This is a genomic window from Sphingomonas beigongshangi (genome assembly GCF_016820445.1).
In the GTDB taxonomy this organism is placed as follows: Bacteria; Pseudomonadota; Alphaproteobacteria; order Sphingomonadales; family Sphingomonadaceae; genus Sphingomonas; species Sphingomonas beigongshangi.
Window position 1 is genome coordinate 279509 of record NZ_JADHDT010000006.1, and the last position, 18895, is coordinate 298403.

19 protein-coding genes are annotated in these 18895 nt (G+C 64.7%); 17 read left to right on the forward strand and 2 right to left on the reverse strand.

Going from position 1 to position 18895, the window contains the following annotated elements; genetic code table 11:
- Positions 1 to 41 precede the first annotated feature (41 nt).
- The 16 genes from IQ292_RS12900 (at position 42) to IQ292_RS12975 (ending at position 15532) form a co-directional block, all read left to right on the forward strand.
- A complete protein-coding gene (locus tag IQ292_RS12900; protein WP_099957438.1) occupies positions 42 to 389 on the forward strand; it encodes a DUF736 domain-containing protein in 348 nt (115 codons plus the stop codon).
- 3 nt (positions 390 to 392) lie between these two features.
- Positions 393 to 1154, forward strand: coding sequence for a lytic transglycosylase domain-containing protein (locus tag IQ292_RS12905; RefSeq protein WP_203310706.1), 762 nt, complete (start codon positions 393 to 395; stop codon positions 1152 to 1154).
- Between the two features lie 244 nt (positions 1155 to 1398).
- Complete coding sequence (locus tag IQ292_RS12910) at positions 1399 to 3138, forward strand: relaxase/mobilization nuclease domain-containing protein (protein ID WP_203310707.1); 1740 nt, start codon at positions 1399 to 1401, stop codon at positions 3136 to 3138.
- Between the two features lie 26 nt (positions 3139 to 3164).
- Complete coding sequence (locus IQ292_RS12915) at positions 3165 to 5150, forward strand: conjugal transfer protein TraG (RefSeq protein WP_203310708.1); 1986 nt, start codon at positions 3165 to 3167, stop codon at positions 5148 to 5150.
- Positions 5151 to 5159: 9 nt separating this feature from the next.
- Positions 5160 to 5594 carry a CopG family transcriptional regulator gene (locus tag IQ292_RS12920; protein WP_203310709.1) on the forward strand — a complete coding sequence of 145 codons (435 nt, stop codon included), beginning with the start codon at positions 5160 to 5162 and terminating at the stop codon, positions 5592 to 5594.
- A gap of 217 nt (positions 5595 to 5811) precedes the next feature.
- Positions 5812 to 6747 carry a P-type conjugative transfer ATPase TrbB gene (trbB, locus tag IQ292_RS12925; RefSeq protein WP_217352833.1) on the forward strand — a complete coding sequence of 312 codons (936 nt, stop codon included), beginning with the start codon at positions 5812 to 5814 and terminating at the stop codon, positions 6745 to 6747.
- Positions 6747 to 7076: a TrbC/VirB2 family type IV secretion system protein gene (locus tag IQ292_RS12930; RefSeq protein WP_427736593.1), complete on the forward strand. Its 330-nt coding sequence runs from the start codon at positions 6747 to 6749 to the stop codon at positions 7074 to 7076. The genes trbB and IQ292_RS12930 overlap by 1 nt, the downstream gene beginning before the upstream one ends.
- Positions 7076 to 7357, forward strand: a complete 282-nt coding sequence (locus IQ292_RS12935) for a VirB3 family type IV secretion system protein (RefSeq protein WP_099957431.1) — start codon at positions 7076 to 7078, stop codon at positions 7355 to 7357. Before IQ292_RS12930 ends, IQ292_RS12935 begins: the two co-directional genes overlap by 1 nt.
- Before the next feature lie 12 nt (positions 7358 to 7369).
- Positions 7370 to 9826 carry a conjugal transfer protein TrbE gene (gene trbE, locus IQ292_RS12940; protein WP_203310710.1) on the forward strand — a complete coding sequence of 819 codons (2457 nt, stop codon included), beginning with the start codon at positions 7370 to 7372 and terminating at the stop codon, positions 9824 to 9826.
- Complete coding sequence (trbJ, locus tag IQ292_RS12945; RefSeq protein WP_203310711.1) at positions 9823 to 10599, forward strand: P-type conjugative transfer protein TrbJ; 777 nt, start codon at positions 9823 to 9825, stop codon at positions 10597 to 10599. The genes trbE and trbJ overlap by 4 nt, the downstream gene beginning before the upstream one ends.
- Positions 10600 to 10609: 10 nt before the next feature.
- On the forward strand, positions 10610 to 10999 hold the full coding sequence (trbK-alt, locus tag IQ292_RS12950) for a putative entry exclusion protein TrbK-alt (RefSeq protein ID WP_203310712.1): 390 nt from the start codon (positions 10610 to 10612) through the stop codon (positions 10997 to 10999).
- A 4-nt stretch (positions 11000 to 11003) separates the two neighbouring features.
- Positions 11004 to 12359 (forward strand): P-type conjugative transfer protein TrbL, encoded by a 1356-nt coding sequence (trbL, locus tag IQ292_RS12955; protein WP_203310713.1) that lies wholly within the window; start codon positions 11004 to 11006, stop codon positions 12357 to 12359.
- The gene (trbF, locus tag IQ292_RS12960) at positions 12359 to 13042 is read left to right on the forward strand and encodes a conjugal transfer protein TrbF (RefSeq protein WP_099957426.1); all 684 of its coding nucleotides are present in this window, start codon (positions 12359 to 12361) and stop codon (positions 13040 to 13042) included. Before trbL ends, trbF begins: the two co-directional genes overlap by 1 nt.
- A complete protein-coding gene (trbG, locus tag IQ292_RS12965; protein ID WP_203310714.1) occupies positions 13039 to 14088 on the forward strand; it encodes a P-type conjugative transfer protein TrbG in 1050 nt (349 codons plus the stop codon). The genes trbF and trbG overlap by 4 nt, the downstream gene beginning before the upstream one ends.
- Positions 14089 to 14168: 80 nt before the next feature.
- Positions 14169 to 15305 (forward strand): TraB/TrbI/VirB10 family type IV secretion system protein, encoded by a 1137-nt coding sequence (locus IQ292_RS12970; protein ID WP_238941086.1) that lies wholly within the window; start codon positions 14169 to 14171, stop codon positions 15303 to 15305.
- A 2-nt stretch (positions 15306 to 15307) separates the two neighbouring features.
- The gene (locus IQ292_RS12975; RefSeq protein WP_203310716.1) at positions 15308 to 15532 is read left to right on the forward strand and encodes a DUF2274 domain-containing protein; all 225 of its coding nucleotides are present in this window, start codon (positions 15308 to 15310) and stop codon (positions 15530 to 15532) included.
- A 370-nt stretch (positions 15533 to 15902) separates the two neighbouring features.
- Here the strand turns inward: IQ292_RS12975 and IQ292_RS12980 are convergent, their stop codons facing one another.
- Both IQ292_RS12980 and IQ292_RS12985 read right to left on the reverse strand, forming a co-directional pair.
- On the reverse strand, positions 15903 to 17141 hold the full coding sequence (locus IQ292_RS12980) for an outer membrane beta-barrel protein (RefSeq protein ID WP_203310717.1): 1239 nt from the start codon (positions 17139 to 17141) through the stop codon (positions 15903 to 15905).
- A 180-nt stretch (positions 17142 to 17321) separates the two neighbouring features.
- Positions 17322 to 18218 carry a LysR family transcriptional regulator gene (locus IQ292_RS12985; RefSeq protein WP_294047206.1) on the reverse strand — a complete coding sequence of 299 codons (897 nt, stop codon included), beginning with the start codon at positions 18216 to 18218 and terminating at the stop codon, positions 17322 to 17324.
- 503 nt (positions 18219 to 18721) lie between these two features.
- Between IQ292_RS12985 and kdpF the strand changes: the two genes are divergently transcribed.
- Complete coding sequence (kdpF, locus tag IQ292_RS12990) at positions 18722 to 18817, forward strand: K(+)-transporting ATPase subunit F (protein WP_194246536.1); 96 nt, start codon at positions 18722 to 18724, stop codon at positions 18815 to 18817.
- Positions 18818 to 18895 lie beyond the last annotated feature (78 nt).

Genomic DNA, 18895 nt, shown 5'->3' on the forward strand with positions numbered 1-18895 from the left:
CGCCCATGACCCTGTCCACCGCAATCTGAAGGAGACGACCAATGCCCGTGATCGGTCAATTCATACGCGAAAATGACGGCTTCATCGGCCACCTGACGACGCTGTCTCTGCACCAAGACATCATCATCGTCGCGGCCGAACCGTCCGATGCGGAGAACGCGCCAGACTTCCGCGTCCATGTGCTCGACACCAACAGCAACGAGACCGGCGCGGAGATCGGCGCCGGCTGGAAGCGCACCGGCGAGAAAGCTGGCGAGTACGTATCGCTGCAACTCGACGATCCGACCTTTGAACATCCGATCCGCGCCAACCTGTTTCAGTCGGCCGACGACAAATCCGCCTGGGGCCTGCACTGGAACCGCCCGCCGAAGCGCGGCGAGCGGGACTGAGCGATGTCCGCTGCCCGCATTCAACCTGTCGTCGGGGGGAGGATCGCCCTCCGACGTACAACCTTCCTCCTCCTTTCCGGCCTGTTACTAGCGATGCCGGTAACCGGCCCCGCCAGCGCGCAACAAACGCCGGCAGAGCGGTCGTCGCAAAGCGATCCGTACGCCACCTACATCACCGAGGCCGCACAGCGTTTCGGCGTTCCTGAAACGTGGATCCGTGCAGTGATGCGCGTCGAAAGCGCGGGCGATGTGCGCGCGATATCGTCGGCCGGCGCGATGGGTTTGATGCAGGTCATGCCCGCCACTTGGGCCGAACTCCGCGTCCGGCATCGGCTCGGCGGCAATCCCTACGACCCGCGCGACAACATCCTGGCCGGCGCGGCGTATTTGCGCGAGATGCACGATCGCTACGGTTCGCCCGGCTTCCTGGCGGCCTATAACGCCGGTCCCGGTCGTTACGAGGAGTATCTCGCCGGCCGACCATTACCTGCCGAAACGCGCGCCTATGTCGCCGCGCTCGCCCCCGTTGTCGGCGGCGGCGAACTCGCCGGGCCCGTCAGGGTGGCCGCGGCCGATCCGCTCGCATGGACACGGGCGCCGCTCTTCGTCGTGCAGTCGGCCAGCAGCGCGACTGCAACGCCAGTGCGTCGCGGAAGCGCGCCCGGCGACGCCGCAACGACCGATCCGGCGCGCGATCAGGGCGCGATCGCATCCCAACCCGATGGGCTTTTCGTGGCGCGCAATGCCTATGGAGGCCCCCGATGACGGCGTTCGTGCCGGATCGCACCATAGCGTGGTCTCGCGGACGGAAGGCGGTCCGGGAAGAAGGAGCAGTCAGCACAACCGCACGATGGCGAGATAAAAGCGCGCGAGGTGCGGCTGGGTGCGGTCGTGTGTTTTCAAAGACTTATTCCGCGTCCGCGCGAGGTGCGCCTGATCGGCACAGCCTGCGCTTTCGCGATTTCCGCAAGAATTTCGGCGGCTTCGCGCGATGTGCGGGGCCTCGGCCATGAGCGGCGAGGACGATTTCCGCATCCGGCCTGGTCGCATCCGCTCCACCCGGGCTCAGCAGGCGCGGCCCTTCATCGCGCAGGCCTTGGCGGCCGCGCAGCGGGCCGGCGGCAGCATCTCCCGCTCCGGCAAGATCAGCTCGGGCAACCGCTCGCGGTTCGGGCGCGGTCAGCGCGCGACCGTCCAGGCCAACCGGCTGCTCACCAGCCGATCGCGCAACACGGTGATCAAGACGCGAGTCGTCCGTCATGGCGCTCGGACCGCGCCGCTCAGCGCGCACCTCAGCTATCTCAAGCGCGAGGGCGTGACCCGGGATGGAGAGAAGGCGCGCCTGTTCGGTCCCGAGACCGAGGACGCCGACCCGAAGGCCTTCGCCGAGCGGACCCATGACGATCGTCATCATTTCCGCTTCATCGTCTCGCCCGAGGACGCCACGGAGATGTCCGACCTCAAGGCCTACGCCCGCGACCTGATGGGGCAGATGGAAAAGGATCTCGGCACGAAACTCGACTGGGTTGGCGTCGATCATTGGAACACCGACAATCCCCACGTCCACATTATCCTGCGGGGTCGGACCGACGACGGCCAGGACCTCGTCATCTCCCGCGACTACATCAAGGAAGGCATGCGCGCCCGCGCGCAGGAACTCGTCACCCAGGAGCTAGGGCCGCGGACCGACCACGAGATCCGCCGCAACCTTGAGCGGCAGGTCGGCGCAGAGCGCTGGACCAACCTAGACCGCCAGCTTTCGCGTGATGCCTATCGCACCGGCGTCGTCGACCTCGCCCCGCATCCCGACCGCCAGCCGGACGAATTCCATGCGATGAAGGTTGGCCGCTTGCGGAAGCTGGAGACGCTCGGCCTTGCAGATCAGATCGGCCCCGGCCAATGGGTCGTCTCGGATAACGCCGAGGCGACGCTGCGCGAGCTGGGCGAGCGCGGCGACATTATCAAGCGCATTCATCGCGGCCTGAGCGAGCGCGGTATCGAACGCGGGGCGGCCAGCTATGTGCTCGCCGGCGAGAGCCTCGACGATCCCGTCATCGGTCGGCTGGTCGATCGCGGCCTCGACGACGAGCTGAAGGGGACAGCCTACGCCGTGGTCGACGGCACCGACGGGCGCACCCATCACATCAAGCTTCCCGATCTCGACGCAGCCGGCGACAGCGCCCCAGGTTCGATCGTCGAGCTGCGCAAGTTCGACGACGCGCAGGGCCGTCGCCGCGTCGCGCTCGCCGTCCGCTCCGATCTCGACATCGAGCGGCAGGTTCATGCGACCGGCGCCACCTGGCTAGACCGGCAGGCGATTGCCCGAGACCCGGTCGCGCTTGGCGGCGGCGGCTTCGGCGCCGAGGTGCGTCAGGCGATGGACCGCCGGGCTGACCATCTCATCAGCGAAGGGCTCGCCGAGCGGCAGAGCCGGGGCGTCAGTTTCTCGTCGGGGCTGATCGAAGGGCTGCGCCAACGTGAGGTCGAAGCGCTGGGGCAAAAACTCGCGGTCGAGACCGGCCGGCCATTCTCGAAGGCTGGAGCGGGCGAGTATGTCGCGGGCACCTACCGCCAGCGCTTCGCGCTCGCCTCCGGCCGCTTCGCCATGATCGACGACGGCCTCGGCTTCCAGCTCGTCCCCTGGTCGCCATCCCTCGAACGCCACGTCGGCCAGCACGTATCCGGCATCTCGCGCGGGGCCGGCGGCGTCGACTGGAGCTTCGGTCGCAATCGCGGCCTCGGCATGTAGCCCAACCTAGACAAGGAGTGCCCGCCATGTCGGCGACGAAAATCCTCTGGGGCCAGATCCTCACCGTCTTCCTGATCGTGCTGATGACGACCTGGGGCGCGACGCAGTGGACCGCCTATCGTCTGGGCTTTCAGCCTCAGCTCGGCACCCCCTGGTTCGAGTTGGCGGGCTGGCCGATCTATTATCCGCCTTCCTTCTTCTGGTGGTGGTACTTCTACGACGCCTACGCCCCGCCGATCTTCGTCGAGGGCGCCTACATCGCCGCGTCGGGCGGGTTCATCTCCATCGCGGTCGCGATCGGCATGTCGGTGTGGCGCGCGCGCGAAGCAAAGAATGTCGAGACCTATGGCTCTGCCCGTTGGGCCCGGCCTGACGAGGTGAAGGCCGCGGGCCTGCTCGGCCCGGATGGCGTCGTGCTCGGCAAGCATGATCGCGACTATCTTCGTCATGACGGCCCAGAGCATGTGCTGTGCTTCGCGCCGACCCGCTCCGGCAAGGGCGTCGGGCTCGTCGTGCCATCTCTGCTGACCTGGCCGGGCTCGGCAATCGTTCACGACATCAAGGGCGAGAACTGGACGCTGACCGCCGGCTACCGCGCCCGCCATGGTCGCGTGCTGCTGTTCGATCCGACCAACGCGAAGTCAGCCGCGTATAATCCGCTGCTCGAGGTGCGGCGCGGCGAGTGGGAAGTCCGCGACGTGCAGAACATCGCCGACATCCTCGTCGATCCGGAAGGCTCGCTCGAGAAGCGGAACCACTGGGAGAAGACATCGCATGCGCTCCTGGTCGGTGCGATCCTGCATGTCCTCTATGCAGAGGCTGAGAAGACCCTGGCCGGCGTCGCCGCATTCTTGTCCGATCCGAAGCGGCCGATCGAGTCGACGCTCGCGGCGATGATGAAAACCGCCCATCTCGGCGAGGCCGGCCCGCATCCCGTCATCGCCAGCGCGGCCCGCGAGCTGCTCAACAAATCCGACAACGAGCGGTCCGGCGTGCTGTCGACCGCGATGTCGTTCCTGGGCCTGTATCGTGATCCCGTCGTCGCCGAGGTCACCCGCCGCTGCGATTGGCGCATCGCCGACATGGTCGGCGGCAAGCATCCGACCACGCTCTACCTCGTCGTGCCGCCTTCCGACATCAACCGGACCAAGCCGCTCATCCGTCTCATCCTGAATCAGGTCGGGCGCCGGTTGACCGAGGACCTGCACGCCAAGGGCCAGCGCCATCGTCTGCTGCTGATGCTCGACGAGTTTCCCGCGCTCGGCCGCCTGGACTTCTTCGAAAGCGCGCTTGCCTTCATGGCAGGCTATGGCCTGAAGGCCTTCCTCATCGCGCAATCGCTGAACCAGATCGAGAAGGCCTACGGCCCGAACAACTCGATCCTCGACAACTGCCATGTTCGGGTGAGCTTCGCCACCAATGACGAGCGAACCGCCAAACGCGTTTCGGATGCGCTCGGCACTGCCACCGAGATGAAGGCGATGAAGAACTATGCCGGCCATCGTCTGTCGCCCTGGCTCGGCCACATGATGGTGTCGCGCTCGGAGACCGCACGGCAACTGCTCACGCCGGGCGAGATCATGCAGCTCCCGCCGTCGGACGAGATCGTCATGGTCGCCGGCATTCCACCGATCCGCGCCAAGAAGGCGCGCTATTACGAGGATCGCAGCTTTCAGGAACGCATCCTGACGCCGCCCGCACTCACCAAGCCGACAACCGCGAGGGCCGACGATTGGAGCACGCTCGCTTTGCCCGAACGCCCTGTGCTGAACACGCCCGTCGCCGCGGAGGATGCAGGAGATGATGATCCCACGGATTCGGAGCGGAGGCACCAGCCTGAGCTGAGCCGCACCAAGACAGTCGAGCGTAAGCCGGTCATCGAGAACGAGTTCGAGATCGATCCTCGCGATGAAGTCGAGGAGGACGCCGCTCGCCTCAGCCGCATGACCCAGACCATGCGCCAGGTCGCTCGACAGGCGTCGCTGGATCCGGGCGACGGCATCGAGCTTTAGGAGGCGCCGATGAGCAAGCCTCCGAAGAAGCAGCGTCTGTCCGTCTATCTCGATCCGGACGTCATGAAGGCGCTCGCTGTCCATGCCGCGCGGCGCGACGTGTCCCTTTCGCTGGTCGCCGAGGCCGGCATCGCGTCTTTCCTATCACCCGACGCTGCGGAGCGGCAGGAAGCGGCGACGACAAAGCGGCTCGACCAGCTCGACCGGCGTATGGCGCGCATGGAGCGCGATCTCGGCATATCGGTCGAGACGCTCGCCGTATTCATCCGCTTTTGGCTGACGTCCAATCCGCCCTTGCCCGAGCCGGCCCAGCTCGCGGCGCGCGCCAAGGCGGGGGAGCGCTATGATGCCTTCGTGACCGCGCTCGGCCGTCGACTCGCAACAGGACCGAAGCTCAGACAGGAGATTTCGGAAGACATCCCGCCCGCGCGCGACGCGGAATAATCATTGACGCGCGCGCCGCAAGTATTCGAGCGTTCCGCCGTTCTCCTGTCTTTGTACGCCACAGTACGACTACCACATGACGGTTGTTGTCAGGCCATGATTTCTGCCTCTTCTACTCATCCCCGATCCAGGGCCGCACATCGCGGACCCGCAAGAGAACGGGGACGACGTGGCGGCAACTCACCAGAAATCGGAAGCGATTCTTCGCGGTGCGCGAATGCTGCGCACAGCCCTCGGGTCTGCGATCGCCACGTTTCTGGAAGATCCCGCGATCGTCGAGGTGATGCTCAACCCCGATGGGCGGCTCTGGGTCGACCGGCTGTCGGAAGGTCTTTCCGATACGGGTGAACGACTGTCGCCCGCCGATGGCGAGCGCATCATTCGCCTGGTCGCGCATCATGTCGGCGCCGAGGTGCATCCCGGCGCTCCACGCGTTTCGGCCGAGCTGCCCGAAACAGGAGAGCGGTTCGAAGGGCTGTTGCCCCCGGTCGTTTCCGCGCCGGCCTTCGCGATCCGCAAGCCCGCCGTCGCGGTGTTCACCCTGGACGACTATGTGGCGGCCGGGATCATGTCGGCTGGTCAGGCCGAAACCCTCCGTCAGGCCGTTGCCGACAGGCGCAACATTCTCGTCGCCGGCGGCACCTCGACCGGCAAAACCACGCTCACCAACGCTCTGCTTGCCGAAGTCTCGAAGACCTCGGATCGCGTGGTCCTGATCGAAGATACGCGCGAGCTGCAATGCGCTGCGCCCAATCTGGTGGCGATGCGGACGAAGGACGGCGTCGCCTCGCTCTCCGATCTGGTCCGCTCTTCGCTCCGCCTGCGGCCGGATCGCATTCCGATCGGCGAGGTCCGCGGCGCCGAAGCACTCGACCTGTTGAAGGCATGGGGCACCGGGCACCCAGGCGGCGTCGGAACGATCCATGCCGGCACCGCGATCGGAGCGCTGCGGCGTCTCGAACAACTAATCCAGGAAGCCGTCGTCACCGTCCCGCGCGCGCTGATCGCCGAGACGATCGATCTGGTCGCCGTGCTCTCCGGCCGCGGCGCCTCGCGTCGCCTAGCCGAACTCGCCCGCGTCGAAGGTCTCGGCCCTGAGGGCGACTACCGCATCACCCCCGCAAGCCAGCCCTCCGCAGGAGACCCGTCATGATCAAACACGCTTTGCGTATCCGCCGGCACATCGCCTCAGCGGTGTGCATGATTTTTCTTTCGCTCGCTTTGGCACCCGCCGCCCACGCTTCGGGCTCGTCCATGCCCTGGGAGGCGCCGCTTCAAAAAATCCTCGAATCGATCGAGGGGCCGGTCGCGAAAATCATCGCCGTTATGATCATTATCATCACTGGTCTGACGCTCGCGTTCGGCGACACGTCGGGCGGCGCCCGCAAGCTGATCCAGATCGTGTTCGGCCTGTCGATCGCGTTCGCGGCGTCGAGCTTCTTCCTGTCGTTCTTCTCGTTTGGCGGCGGGGCGCTCGTTTGATGGCTGACGGCGCGGATCATGGCGGCGAGCTGCCGGGCTTCTCCGTTCCCGTGCACCGGGCGCTGACCGAGCACATCCTGCTCGGCGGCGCGCCGCGTTCGCTCGCCATCCTCAACGGCACGCTGGCGGCCGCGCTCGGCCTCGGCCTTCGCCTATGGCTAGTCGGCCTCGGGCTTTGGGCTGTGGGGCATTTCGCGGCGGTCTGGGCGGCCAAACGCGATCCGCAGTTCGTCGACGTCGTGCGCAAGCATCTGCGCGTCCCCGGCCACCTGTCGGTCTGAGGGAACGACGCGATGATGAACCTTGCCGAATATCGTAATCGCAATACCCGGCTTGCCGATTTCCTGCCTTGGGTCGCCCTGGTCGGCGAAGGCGTCGTCCTCAACAAGGATGGTAGCCTGCAGCGTACTGCGCGCTTCCGCGGTCCTGACCTCGACAGCGCCGTGCCGGCCGAGCTCGTCGCAGTCGCGGGCCGGCTCAACAACGCTTTCCGACGTCTCGGCTCCGGCTGGGCCATCTTCGTCGAAGCGCAACGCCACGACGCCGCGACCTATCCCTCGAGCATGTTCGCCGACAGCGCCTCTGCGCTGGTCGACGCCGAACGCAAGGCCGACTTCGAGGAAGCAGGCGCGCACTTCGAGTCCAGCTATTTCCTCACCTTCCTCTATCTGCCGCCGGCCGAAGACGCGGCGCGTGCCGAAGCATGGCTATACGAGGGTCGCGACCATGGCGGCGTCAACGCGCGCGAAGTGCTGCGCGGTTTCGTCGATCGTACCGATCGTATCTTGAACCTGATCGACGCCTTCATGCCGGAATGCGCGTGGCTCGATGACGCCGAAACACTCACCTATCTGCATTCGACTATCTCGACGAAGCGTCATCGTGTTCGCGTCCCCGAGACGCCGATGTATCTCGACGCTCTTCTGGCCGATCAACCGCTGACCGGCGGACTCGAACCGCGCCTCGGGGAAACGCACCTGCGCATCCTCACCATCGTCGGTTTCCCGACCGCGACGACGCCCGGAATCCTCGACGAGTTGAACCGGTTGGCCTTTCCCTATCGCTGGTCGACGCGGGCCATCCTTCTCGACAAAACTGACGCGACCAAGCTGCTGACCAAGATCCGTCGGCAATGGTTCGCCAAGCGCAAGTCCATCGCCGCCATTCTCAAAGAGGTGATGACCAACGAGGCCTCGGCGCTCGTCGACACCGACGCGGCCAACAAGGCGGCCGACGCCGACATGGCGCTTCAGGAACTCGGCGCCGACTATGCCGGCCAAGCCTATGTCACCGCCACCATCACCGTTTGGGACGACGACCCGCGCATCGCCGCCGAGAAACTGCGTCTAGTCGAAAAGGTCGTTCAGGGACGTGATTTCACCGCGATGGCGGAGACCATCAACGCCGTAGACGCCTGGCTCGGCTCCTTGCCCGGCCATGTCTACGCCAATGTCCGCCAGCCCCCCATCAGCACACTCAATCTCGCCCACATGATCCCGCTGTCAGCGGTGTGGGCGGGACCGGAACGGGACGAGCACTTCGATGCACCCCCACTGCTTTACGGCAGAACCGAAGGCTCGACCCCGTTCCGGCTTTCCATCCATGTCGGCGACGTCGGCCATACGCTGGTCGTCGGCCCAACCGGCGCCGGCAAATCCGTACTGCTCGCGCTCATGGCGCTGCAATTCAGGCGCTATCCGCAGTCTCAGGTTTTCGCCTTTGACTTCGGTGGTTCGATCCGGGCCGCGGCGCTCGCCATGCGCGGCGACTGGCATGATCTCGGCGGCGGCCTCACCGAAGGGGCCGAAGACAGCGTGTCACTCCAGCCGCTTGCACGGATCGACGACATTGCAGAGCGCGCATGGGCCTCGGACTGGCTGATCGCAATCCTGGCGCGGGAGAGCGTGTCCGTCACGCCCGAGGTCAAGGAACACCTGTGGTCGGCGCTGTCCTCGTTGGCGTCGGCGCCGGTCTCCGAGCGCACGTTGACCGGGCTGTCCGTCCTGCTCCAGTCCAACGACCTGAAGCAGGCGTTGCGACCCTACTGCGTCGGCGGACCCTATGGTCGCCTCCTCGACGCAGAGGCCGAACATCTCGGCGAGGCCAACGTCCAGGCGTTCGAGACTGAAGGACTGATCGGAACCGGCGCCGCCGCCGCCGTGCTCGCCTATCTCTTCCATCGCATCGAGGACCGCCTCGACGGACGGCCGACGCTCCTGATCGTCGATGAAGGCTGGCTCGCGCTCGACGATGAGGGATTCGCCGGCCAGCTCCGCGAATGGCTGAAGACGCTGCGCAAGAAGAACGCCAGCGTCATCTTCGCGACCCAGTCGCTCTCCGACATCGACGGCTCGGCGATTGCACCGGCGATCATCGAGAGCTGCCAGACCCGCATCCTTCTTCCGAACGAGCGCGCGATCGAGCCGCAGATCACCGCCATCTATCGCCGCTTCGGTCTCAATGACCGGCAGATCGAGATCCTCGCCCGCGCCATGCCGAAGCGCGACTATTACTGCCAGTCGCGGCGCGGCAACCGCTTGTTCGAACTCGGACTATCCGATGTCGCGCTGGCGCTGTGCGCAGTCTCATCAAAGCAGCACCAGGCGCTGATCGCCGAGGTTCACGCCCGCAGCGGCACCGACGGCTTCCTCTCCGAATGGCTGATCTCGAGCCGGCTCGCCTGGGCTGCCGATCTCATTGCCAACCTCACCAACGTCATCCCCCAAGCCAATCAGGAGGTATTCTCATGACACGCTCATTCCGTTCGCGCTCACGCGCACTGCGTTTCGCCACGATCATCGCTGCGACACCAGTCGCTATCTCGATCTTTATCAGCACGCCAGCGGCGGCCCAATTCGGCGGCATCGTCTACGATCCGACGAACTACGCGCAGAATGTGCTGACGGCTGCGCGGACGCTCCAGCAGGTCAACCAGCAGATCACGCAGCTTCAGAACGAAGCGACAATGCTGATCAATCAGGCCCGCAACCTTGCGAGCCTGCCATACTCGTCGCTTCAGCAGCTTCAGCAATCGGTACAGCGCACGCAGCAGCTCCTGCAACAGGCGCAGGGCATCGCCCTCAACGTCCAGCAAATCGATCGCGCGTTTCAGACCACCTACGGCAATGCATCGATGTCGGCTTCCGATCAGGCGCTTGTCGCGCAGGCGCGTGAACGCTGGCAGAACACCGTCGGCGGCTTGCAGGACGCCATGCGCGTCCAGGCCGGCGTTGTTGGCAACATCGACACCAACCGTAGCGAGATGTCCGCGCTTGTCGGGCAGAGCCAGGGCGCGACCGGTGCGCTGCAGGCGACCCAGGCCGGCAACCAGCTTCTCGCCCTGCAGGCGCAGCAGCTTGCCGACCTCACCGCGGTCGTGGCCGCCAACGGCCGTGCGCAGAGTCTGTCCGAGGCCGAGCGTGCGGCCGCGGCCGAGCAGGGTCGTGAGCAACGCCGTCGCTTCCTGACGCCTGGCAGCGGCTACCAGCCGGGCAACGCCCGTATGTTCCCGAACGGCAACTGAGACCGCGGCCATGGACGGCAAGATGCTCGCCAGGATCGGCGCCGCGGTGTTCGTCGCCGTCGCGATCACCGCGACCGCGATCGAGATGACGCGGAAAGAGGAGGCGCCAGCGTCTTGGTCGTCAGGCCGCGCCGTTCAAGCGCGGGTCGATCCGCTGCGCGACGCCCTGATCCGCTGCCAGGCGCTCGGCGAAGACGGGCCGCGCGATCCGGCGTGCCGCCGCGCATGGGCCGAGAACCGAAACCGCTTCCTCGCGCCCGGTGCCCGCCCGGCCGAGCGTCTGCCGGACATGCCGTCCGCGCCGCGAGAGAGCCTCACCCCTCAGCCTGATGAGCGCAACCCTCCGATGCCGCCGCCCGCCGCGCCAACCGTCACCCCACAGCTCGACGAGGCTCGGTAACGTCATGGGCAACACCGGCGTTATCGACCATTTCCTCGAGGTCTTCACCCGCTACATCGATAGCGGTTTCGGACTGCTCAGCGGCGAGGTCGCTTTCATTGCGACCACGTTGATCGTGATCGACGTGACGCTGGCCGCGCTGTTCTGGAGCTGGGGCGCCGACGACGACATCTTGGCCAGGCTGGTCAAAAAGACGCTGTTCGTCGGTGTCTTCGCCTACATCATCGGCAACTGGAACAACCTCGCCCGCATCATCTTCGAAAGCTTCGCGGGCCTCGGCCTCAAAGCCAGTGGAACAGGCTTCACCACGGCCGATCTCTTGCGTCCGGGCAAGGTCGCACAGACGGGTCTGGACGCCGGCCGCCCGCTGCTCGATTCCATTTCCAGCTTGATGGGCTACTGGTCGTTCTTCGAGAACTTTATCCAGATCGCCTGCATGTTCCTGGCCTGGGCGCTGGTGCTTCTCGCCTTCTTCATCCTCGCCATCCAGCTCTTCGTCACGCTCATCGAGTTCAAGCTGACAACGCTCGCCGGCTTCGTGCTGATCCCGTTCGGCCTGTTCGGCAAATCTGCCTTCATGGCCGAGCGGGTGCTTGGCAACGTGATCTCGTCCGGCATCAAGGTCTTGGTGCTGGCCGTCATCATCGGCATCGGCTCGACGCTCTTCTCCGAATTCACGTCCGGTTTCGGCGGCCAGAACCCCTCGATTGATGAAGCGATGGCGATCGTGCTGGCCGCTCTGTCGCTACTCGGTCTTGGCATCTTCGGTCCCGGCATCGCCAGCGGGATCGTCTCAGGCGGTCCTCAACTCAGCGCCGGCGCCGCCGTCGGGACGGGCCTTGCCGCCGGTGGCATGGTCGCTCTCGGCGCTGGCGCCGTCGGCGCGGCCGCATCCGGCGGTGCCGCACTGGCTGGTGGCGCCGCCGCCGCCGCTCGGGGCGGCGCCGCGCTCGCGGGTGGCGCATCGACCGCATATAGCCTTGGCGCAGCCGGACAGTCCGGTGCAGCCGGCGTCGCTTCCGGGCTCAGCGGGGTCGCCCGCGCCGGCGGCAGCGCCGCCGTGTCGCCGCTGCGCCGTGCCGCGTTGCGCGCTGCCGAAAGCATGCGTTCCAGCTTCAGCGCTGGCGGCAAGGCGGCATTCGAAGCCACAGGCGGAACTTCCACCATGGGCTCGATCGGCGGTGATGCCGCCGGCGACGGAGCAGCGCCCGCGAGCGCTGGCGGCGCTCCGGCCTGGGCGCAACGCATGCGGCGCTCCCAACACATGACCCACGCCGCGCAGGCCACAGCCCATGCCGTTCGCTCAGGCGACGCACATGGCGGTGGCTTGTCCGTCAACCTGTCCGAAGGCGATCGCTGATGTTCAAACGACCCTCTACCCATTACGGCAAGGCCCCCGAGCCGGAGACGCCTTATCAGCGCGCCGCCCAAGTTTGGGACGAGCGCATCGGCGCATCACGCATCCAGGCCAAAAATTGGCGATTGATGGCGTTTGGCTCGTTGCTCCTGTCAGCCGGATTCGCCACCGCGCTCGTCGTACAGTCAGCCCGCGGGACCATCGTGCCCTGGGTGGTCCAAGTCGACCGGCTCGGCCAGGCGCAAGCGGTCGCCCCCGCTCAGGCAGACTATCGTCCGACCGATCCGCAAATCGCCTTTCACCTCGCGCGCTTCATCGAGCAGGTCCGATCGATTCCCGCGGACGCCATTATCGTCCGCCAAAACTGGCTGCGAGCTTACGATTTCACGACCGATCGCGGCGCTGCGGCCCTGAACGACTACGCGCGGTCGAACGACCCGTTCGCAAAGGTAGGCCGCCAGCAGATCGCCGTCGATGTCTCCAGCGTCATTCGCGCGTCACCCGACAGCTTTCGCGTTGCCTGGGTCGAGCGCCGCTACGAAAACGGCCAACTCGCCGAGACCACGCGCTGGACCGCGATCCTGACGATCGTGGTCCAGATCCCCCGCAACGCCGATCGCCTCCGAGCAAACCCGCTCGGCATCTACGTCAACGCAATAAATTGGTCACGGGAGCTTGGGCAATGAAGCCGTCTTTCCGTAAAGCCGGAAACCCGGCTTCACACAGTCTCGTATTTCCGGCTCTCCACAGAGCCGCAATTCCGGCGATCCTGCTGGCAACGACCGCCCTCGCTGGCTGCGCCACCACCACGCCGCCGCCCGAGATTTCCTACGACAACGCGGCTCCCGCCGTGCAGGCGGTCGACCCGCCTGCGCCCGTCACTGTGGTCGAGCTGCCGCGACCGCTACCGCTGCCCGGCCAGTTGCAGCGGGTCGAGCCATCGCGGCGCACGCCCGAACCCACCGATCCGACGGCGCGGGTAAATCAGGCCAACGCCGCCGCGCGCATCCAGCCGGTGCGCGACGGCTTCATCAATTCGATGCAGGTCTATCCCTTTACCCAAGGCGCGCTCTATCAGGTCTATACCGCCGTCGGTCAGATCACCGATATCGCGCTCCAACCTGGCGAGCAGCTTGTCGGCGCCGGTCCGGTGGCGGCCGGGGACACGGTCCGCTGGATCATCGGCGACACCGAGAGCGGATCGGGCGCCACGCGCCAAATCCACATCCTCGTGAAGCCGACGCGGGCCGACCTGATGACGAACCTGGTCATCAACACCAACCTGCGCACCTATCACATGGAGCTTCGCTCGACCGAGCGAACCTATATGGCCTCCGTGTCTTGGCAGTATCCGCAGGACCAGCTCATTGCGCTACGCCGGCAGAACGCCGAGGCCCAGGCGGCGCAGCCTGTGGCGAGCGGTGTTGATCTTGCCAACGTCAACTTCCGCTATGCGATCGAAGGTGATCGGGCACCCTGGCGTCCCTTGCGCGCTTTCGATGATGGTCGCCAGGTCTTCATCGAGTTTCCCCGCGGCATCGGTCAAGGCGAAATGCCGCCGCTCTTCGTCGTTGGCGCGGAGGGCGACACTTCGGAGTTGGTGAACTACCGCGTGCGCGGGCACCACATGATCGTCGACCGCCTTTTCGCCGCCGCCGAGCTGCGGTTTGGTTCCGGCGATCGGCAGCGGCGCGTTCGCATCACCCGCACCGACGGGAGGCCGACCTCGTGAGCGAGAACCCTCCCCGGAATGAGGGTGCGCCCGACGACGACGCGCAGCCGTTGACCGGCGAGCCGGCCAGCGCGGCGCCGATGCGGCTGCGCGCGGATCCACCCCGCGTCACCCGGCTATCGCGCAAGGTCCTGGCTGGCGTGGGCCTGGTCGCGAGCCTCGGCCTCGGCGGCGCCTTGATCTACGCGCTTCAAACCCGCGACAGCGGCCGACCCAATGAGGAACTCTACTCGACAGAGAACCGCTCGACGGCCGACGGGCTTGCGGGCCTGCCGCGCGATTACAGCGGCGTTCCTCGGCTCGGTCCGCCGCTTCCGGGCGATCTCGGCCGGCCGATGCTCAGCCCGGCGAACGGCGGACAGCCTGTTCCGGCTCCTGGCATCGCAACGCCGAATCCCGGGCTAAGTCAGGAGGAGCAGCGACGCCTTCAGGAAATCGAGACCGCCCGGACCAGCCGGCTGTTCTCCGGGTCGGAGTCCCGCGCCGGTTCCCCCGCAACGACGCCGACCCTCGTGCCTCCGCCGGCGCCGAACCTCGCCAGCCTCGGGCTCGCGCCGCCGCCTGCGACCCCTTCGGCCCAAGATCGTCAGAATGCCTTCCTGAATGCGGCCGCCGATCGCAGGACGGTAGCGCCCGATCGAGTCGTCGCGCCGCCGTCGCCGAACGTTCTGCAAGCCGGCGCCGTCATCTCAGCCGCGCTCATCACCGGAATTCGTTCCGATCTGCCTGGGCAGATCACCGCGCAGGTCACCGAGAACATCTACGACAGTCCCACCGGACGCATCCTTCTCGTGCCGCAGGGCACGCGCGTCGTGGGCCAGTACGACAACAGCGTCCAGTTTGGACAGAGCCGCGTGCTCTTGGTCTGGAACCGGCTGATTTTTCCGAACGGCCGCTCGATCGTGTTGGAGCGCCAACCAGGCGCAGACGCCCAAGGATTTGCCGGCCTTCAAGACGGCGTGGATTACCACTGGTGGGATCTCGCCAAGGCCGCTGGTCTGTCCACACTCCTCAACGTCGGTGCTGAACTTGCGGTCGATGATCAAGACCGGCTGCTGCGAGCCATCCGCAACGGTGGCCAGGACACGATCAACGATGCCGGTCAGCAGATCGTTCGCCGCCAGCTTAACGTCGCTCCGACGCTCACGATCCGGCCGGGCTTCCCGGTCAGGGTGATCGTGACGCGGGATCTGGTACTCGAACCATATGGAGGGTGATCATGGCGAAGCTCAAGCTTGGCGCGCTCTTGGAAGACAAGGCTGTCAAAGTGTCGCTCGAACTGCCGGCCTCGCTGCATCGCGACTTGGTGCTCTACGCGGAGGTCCTGGGGCGCGAACAGGGGCAAACCATTTCAGATCCGGTCAAGCTCATAGCGCCGATGTTGCAGCGTTTCATCGCGACCGATCGCGCGTTCGCAGCTGCCAGGAAGTCAGCTCCGGACTAACGGGGGCGACCCCGTCAGTATATTCCGTATATGACGCGAACGGCGGTGCTAACCAAAAGCAGCCACAGCGCCTCGTCCCAATGGTTGAACCCATCACGCCTCAGGAATTTCTCACCGAGCGTGATCGCAAAGACGGCGCTACAGATCGAGTAAAGCGAGAGTACGAGCGACACCATTGGGAAATAATGCGCCCGGCCGTATAGCCCAATAATAGAGGAGACGCAGAGTTTTGTAGCGAAGCGTCGAAGCGTCAAGCGCGACTCCGCGTCTAGATGCGGCATCATGAATGCTCGCTGCCATCATCGCGCCAACTATGCGTTCGCGGGTCCCATCGATCACCTCGCACGTGCGCGATAGCGCGGTGCGGCCTTCAAAAAAGTATGCCTGTCTCGATCAGCGCGCGCACCTGATCGCGTCGATCGAAGTCACGACCGAAGCCAAAGCCCGCCTCGAGGTTCCCGATCCGGGTGTACGACACCTCTCCTCGCGCGAAGAATATGCCTTTCTGATAAGTCGGCGTGAAGGTCAGCGACCAGGCACTGCTTCCGGGACCATAAAGCAAGTTCGTTGGCGCACACGACGCATCCGATCCGCATCTTCCCCCGCTAGTCTTCAGATATTCAGCCCGCGCGCCGAGCGACCACTCCTTGTCGATCGCGTATTTAACGAGCAGCGCCCCGCCGTAGGTATCTGCGGAACGATTGATGCCGAGCTGATCATCGCGGCCAACGTGGCTGTATTGGAGATACGGCGTCAGTGTGAGCGGACCGCTCGTATGGGTGTAAATGAGATTGAAAATGCTGCTGTTGTTCTGCGCCAAAGGCGTCGCGAAGGAGGATTTGTCATTACGCGATAGCGCACCAGCGCCGACGAAGCTCAGCGAATTCGAGGAATCAAACGCGTAGGAAAGCGTGCCCGAGAGCCAGTTCAGCTTTCCCGAAAAATAGCCGTCGTTAAGCGAGACCGCCGCACTGACGGCTCCCTTGGCGTAATTCACTTGGACGCCGCGACTGATGGCCGGCTCCTGATTCCACAGCAAGCCGCGCTCGATATTGACGTTTTGGAAGGTGAACGTCGACTCCGCGCCGACCATCGTTGGCAGTAATCCGGCAGACACGGATAGTTCGGGCGATATCACCGCTTTCGCGTACGCCACCGGAACCGGACCAAAAAGCTGCTCCGTCGCTTCGGTTGCCTTCAGGTAAGACGTACCCAGCGAAGGGATGGAGTAAATGCCCGTCTGTACATAGAACTGTAGCGGGCCAAGGGTCGTTTGAAACTGGACTTGCGCGTTGCTGATATCGACGAAGCCGTCGCGGTTGCCGATCCCGCCGGCGTGCGTTGCATTGGTCTGCGCGACGCCAATGCCCGTCACTTGGCCCGACACCAGAACCTGACCGAACGGTCCTGCCTCAAGCGCGATGGCGTCAGGATTAGGGACGAGGGGGCCAGCAAAACTCGGTGCCGGAACCGGATCTGCATATGCCGCGCTCGCGCCGAAGAGCGTAGCGCACGCCACTCCAAGCGCCAGGGTCGAGGGCGACGTCAACCACCATTTGTGTCGCGGCGTCGACTTGCGAATAGCAGAGAAATCGGCACGTTCGGGCATATATGCATCCCCATTTGATTGGGCAGATGCAGCGAAGCACTAATTTTACGCGTATAAAGTCGGCGCTTTATCTGACGTTGGGCCGTAAGGATTGCATATATATTTGAGCAGCGTCAGCCCTGTTTGACGCGGCTTAGACCGCCTGGCGGTAACGAACCTCAGCACGGGCGACTTTGACCATTATGCGGTAGCGGCTTGCCCGGCCGTCAAGCTCAGCAGCCGGCGAAAGGGCGGGTTATCGTTCTCGGTCGACCAAACCGCGGAGAAGGGCAGCGCGCAACCTTCGAGCTTCCGATAGGTGATGCCGGGGAACGACGTCTCCGCGACCGATTGGCTCGCTATCGAGATGCCTCTGCCGATCGCAACCAACTGCATCAGGGTTTGTGACGACACGCGGTCACGCTGTATCCGTGGCGAATATCCAATGGAGGAGAGGTGCCGGAAAACGAACGCTTCGATGTCGCGTCCCGGCGTAGCTTCGGTCACCAGAAACTGCTTCAGCCTGATGTCACTCCACGCGATTTCGCTCTTTTTCGTGAGTGCATCATTCTCCGACAAGACGACAAACACATCCTCGGTCCACAGCCGTTTGGTGGCGAGGCTGCCAGTGTCAAGCGGCGCGGCCATGAACGCGATATCGAGATTGCCGCGCTCTAAGTCCTCGAAGAGCTGTGTATGTGTGCCTTCCACAAACTCAAGCTGCACTGCTTCATGTTGCTGACAAAAGCGAATAAGCAGCTCCCCGAGGAACCCGGTTGCGAGCGGAGATGACAGGCCGACGCGAACCGTACCGGACCTGCCGCGGCCGATCGTGCCGACATCGCCTACCGCACGATCAATCTCGTTCAGCGCGGCTTGGGCATGCTCGACAAAAATAGACCCAGCTTGCGTTAGCGAAACGCCGGACCTTTTGCGAAGAAATAAGCTGGAGCCTAACCCGTCTTCCAAGTTTCTGACCTGCCGACTGATTGTCGACTCCCGCACGCCAAGGCGTGAAGATGCCTTGCGAAAGCTTCCGAACCGGGCGGCCGTCACAACGTATCGTATGTGCCTAAGCTCTAGCTCAAAGGCCTTCACCGCCAGAAGGGCCGGGCTACGCAGCGATGTCGGTGGGGATGGAAGCTACAGCGCATCTCGGCGTTACCTGTAATTGGAACGCGTCGAGCCGAACGCGATGCTATAGGACGCTGCTTACCCCGCGTGACATAAGGATCACGTAGAGTTTCGAGGGGCGACCGCAAAGATCGCGTAAAGCGCAGCCCTCATTCGCCAGTTCCAGAGCGTACTCCGCTTCACTCGCATTCATCTATTCATGGTCGGCCAAGAAACGTCGCGGGCGGTGGCTGTGACATGCTTCCTTACGCCATCCTTATACACGGGCGTAAAAACTCAGCGCCGCCTTTACGTGCAACGTCTTAAAGGCGTCCCGCAGACTGACACTAAACTGGAGCTGCAGCCAAAATGCTCAGCAACTTTCTGGCCGAGGAGCCGAGATCTGCGCGTCTACTGAGCCGCGTGCGTTCGCGCTCGCGCACGAAGAGACGATCGTTCGGCGTCGTCGCGCTGTTTGGAGAACCCTCGTGACCGCAACCCTCATGATTGTTCTGGCCGGCGCCTGCGCGGTCGGCCTCTTCATCTACCTTTTCTACGCCCTCATGAAGCCCGAGCGCTTCTGAGCGTCAACCATCCATTCTAACCGGCAGGTGGCAAATATGGGCGACCTCATCTTCGTAGCGGTAACGCTCGGATTCTTC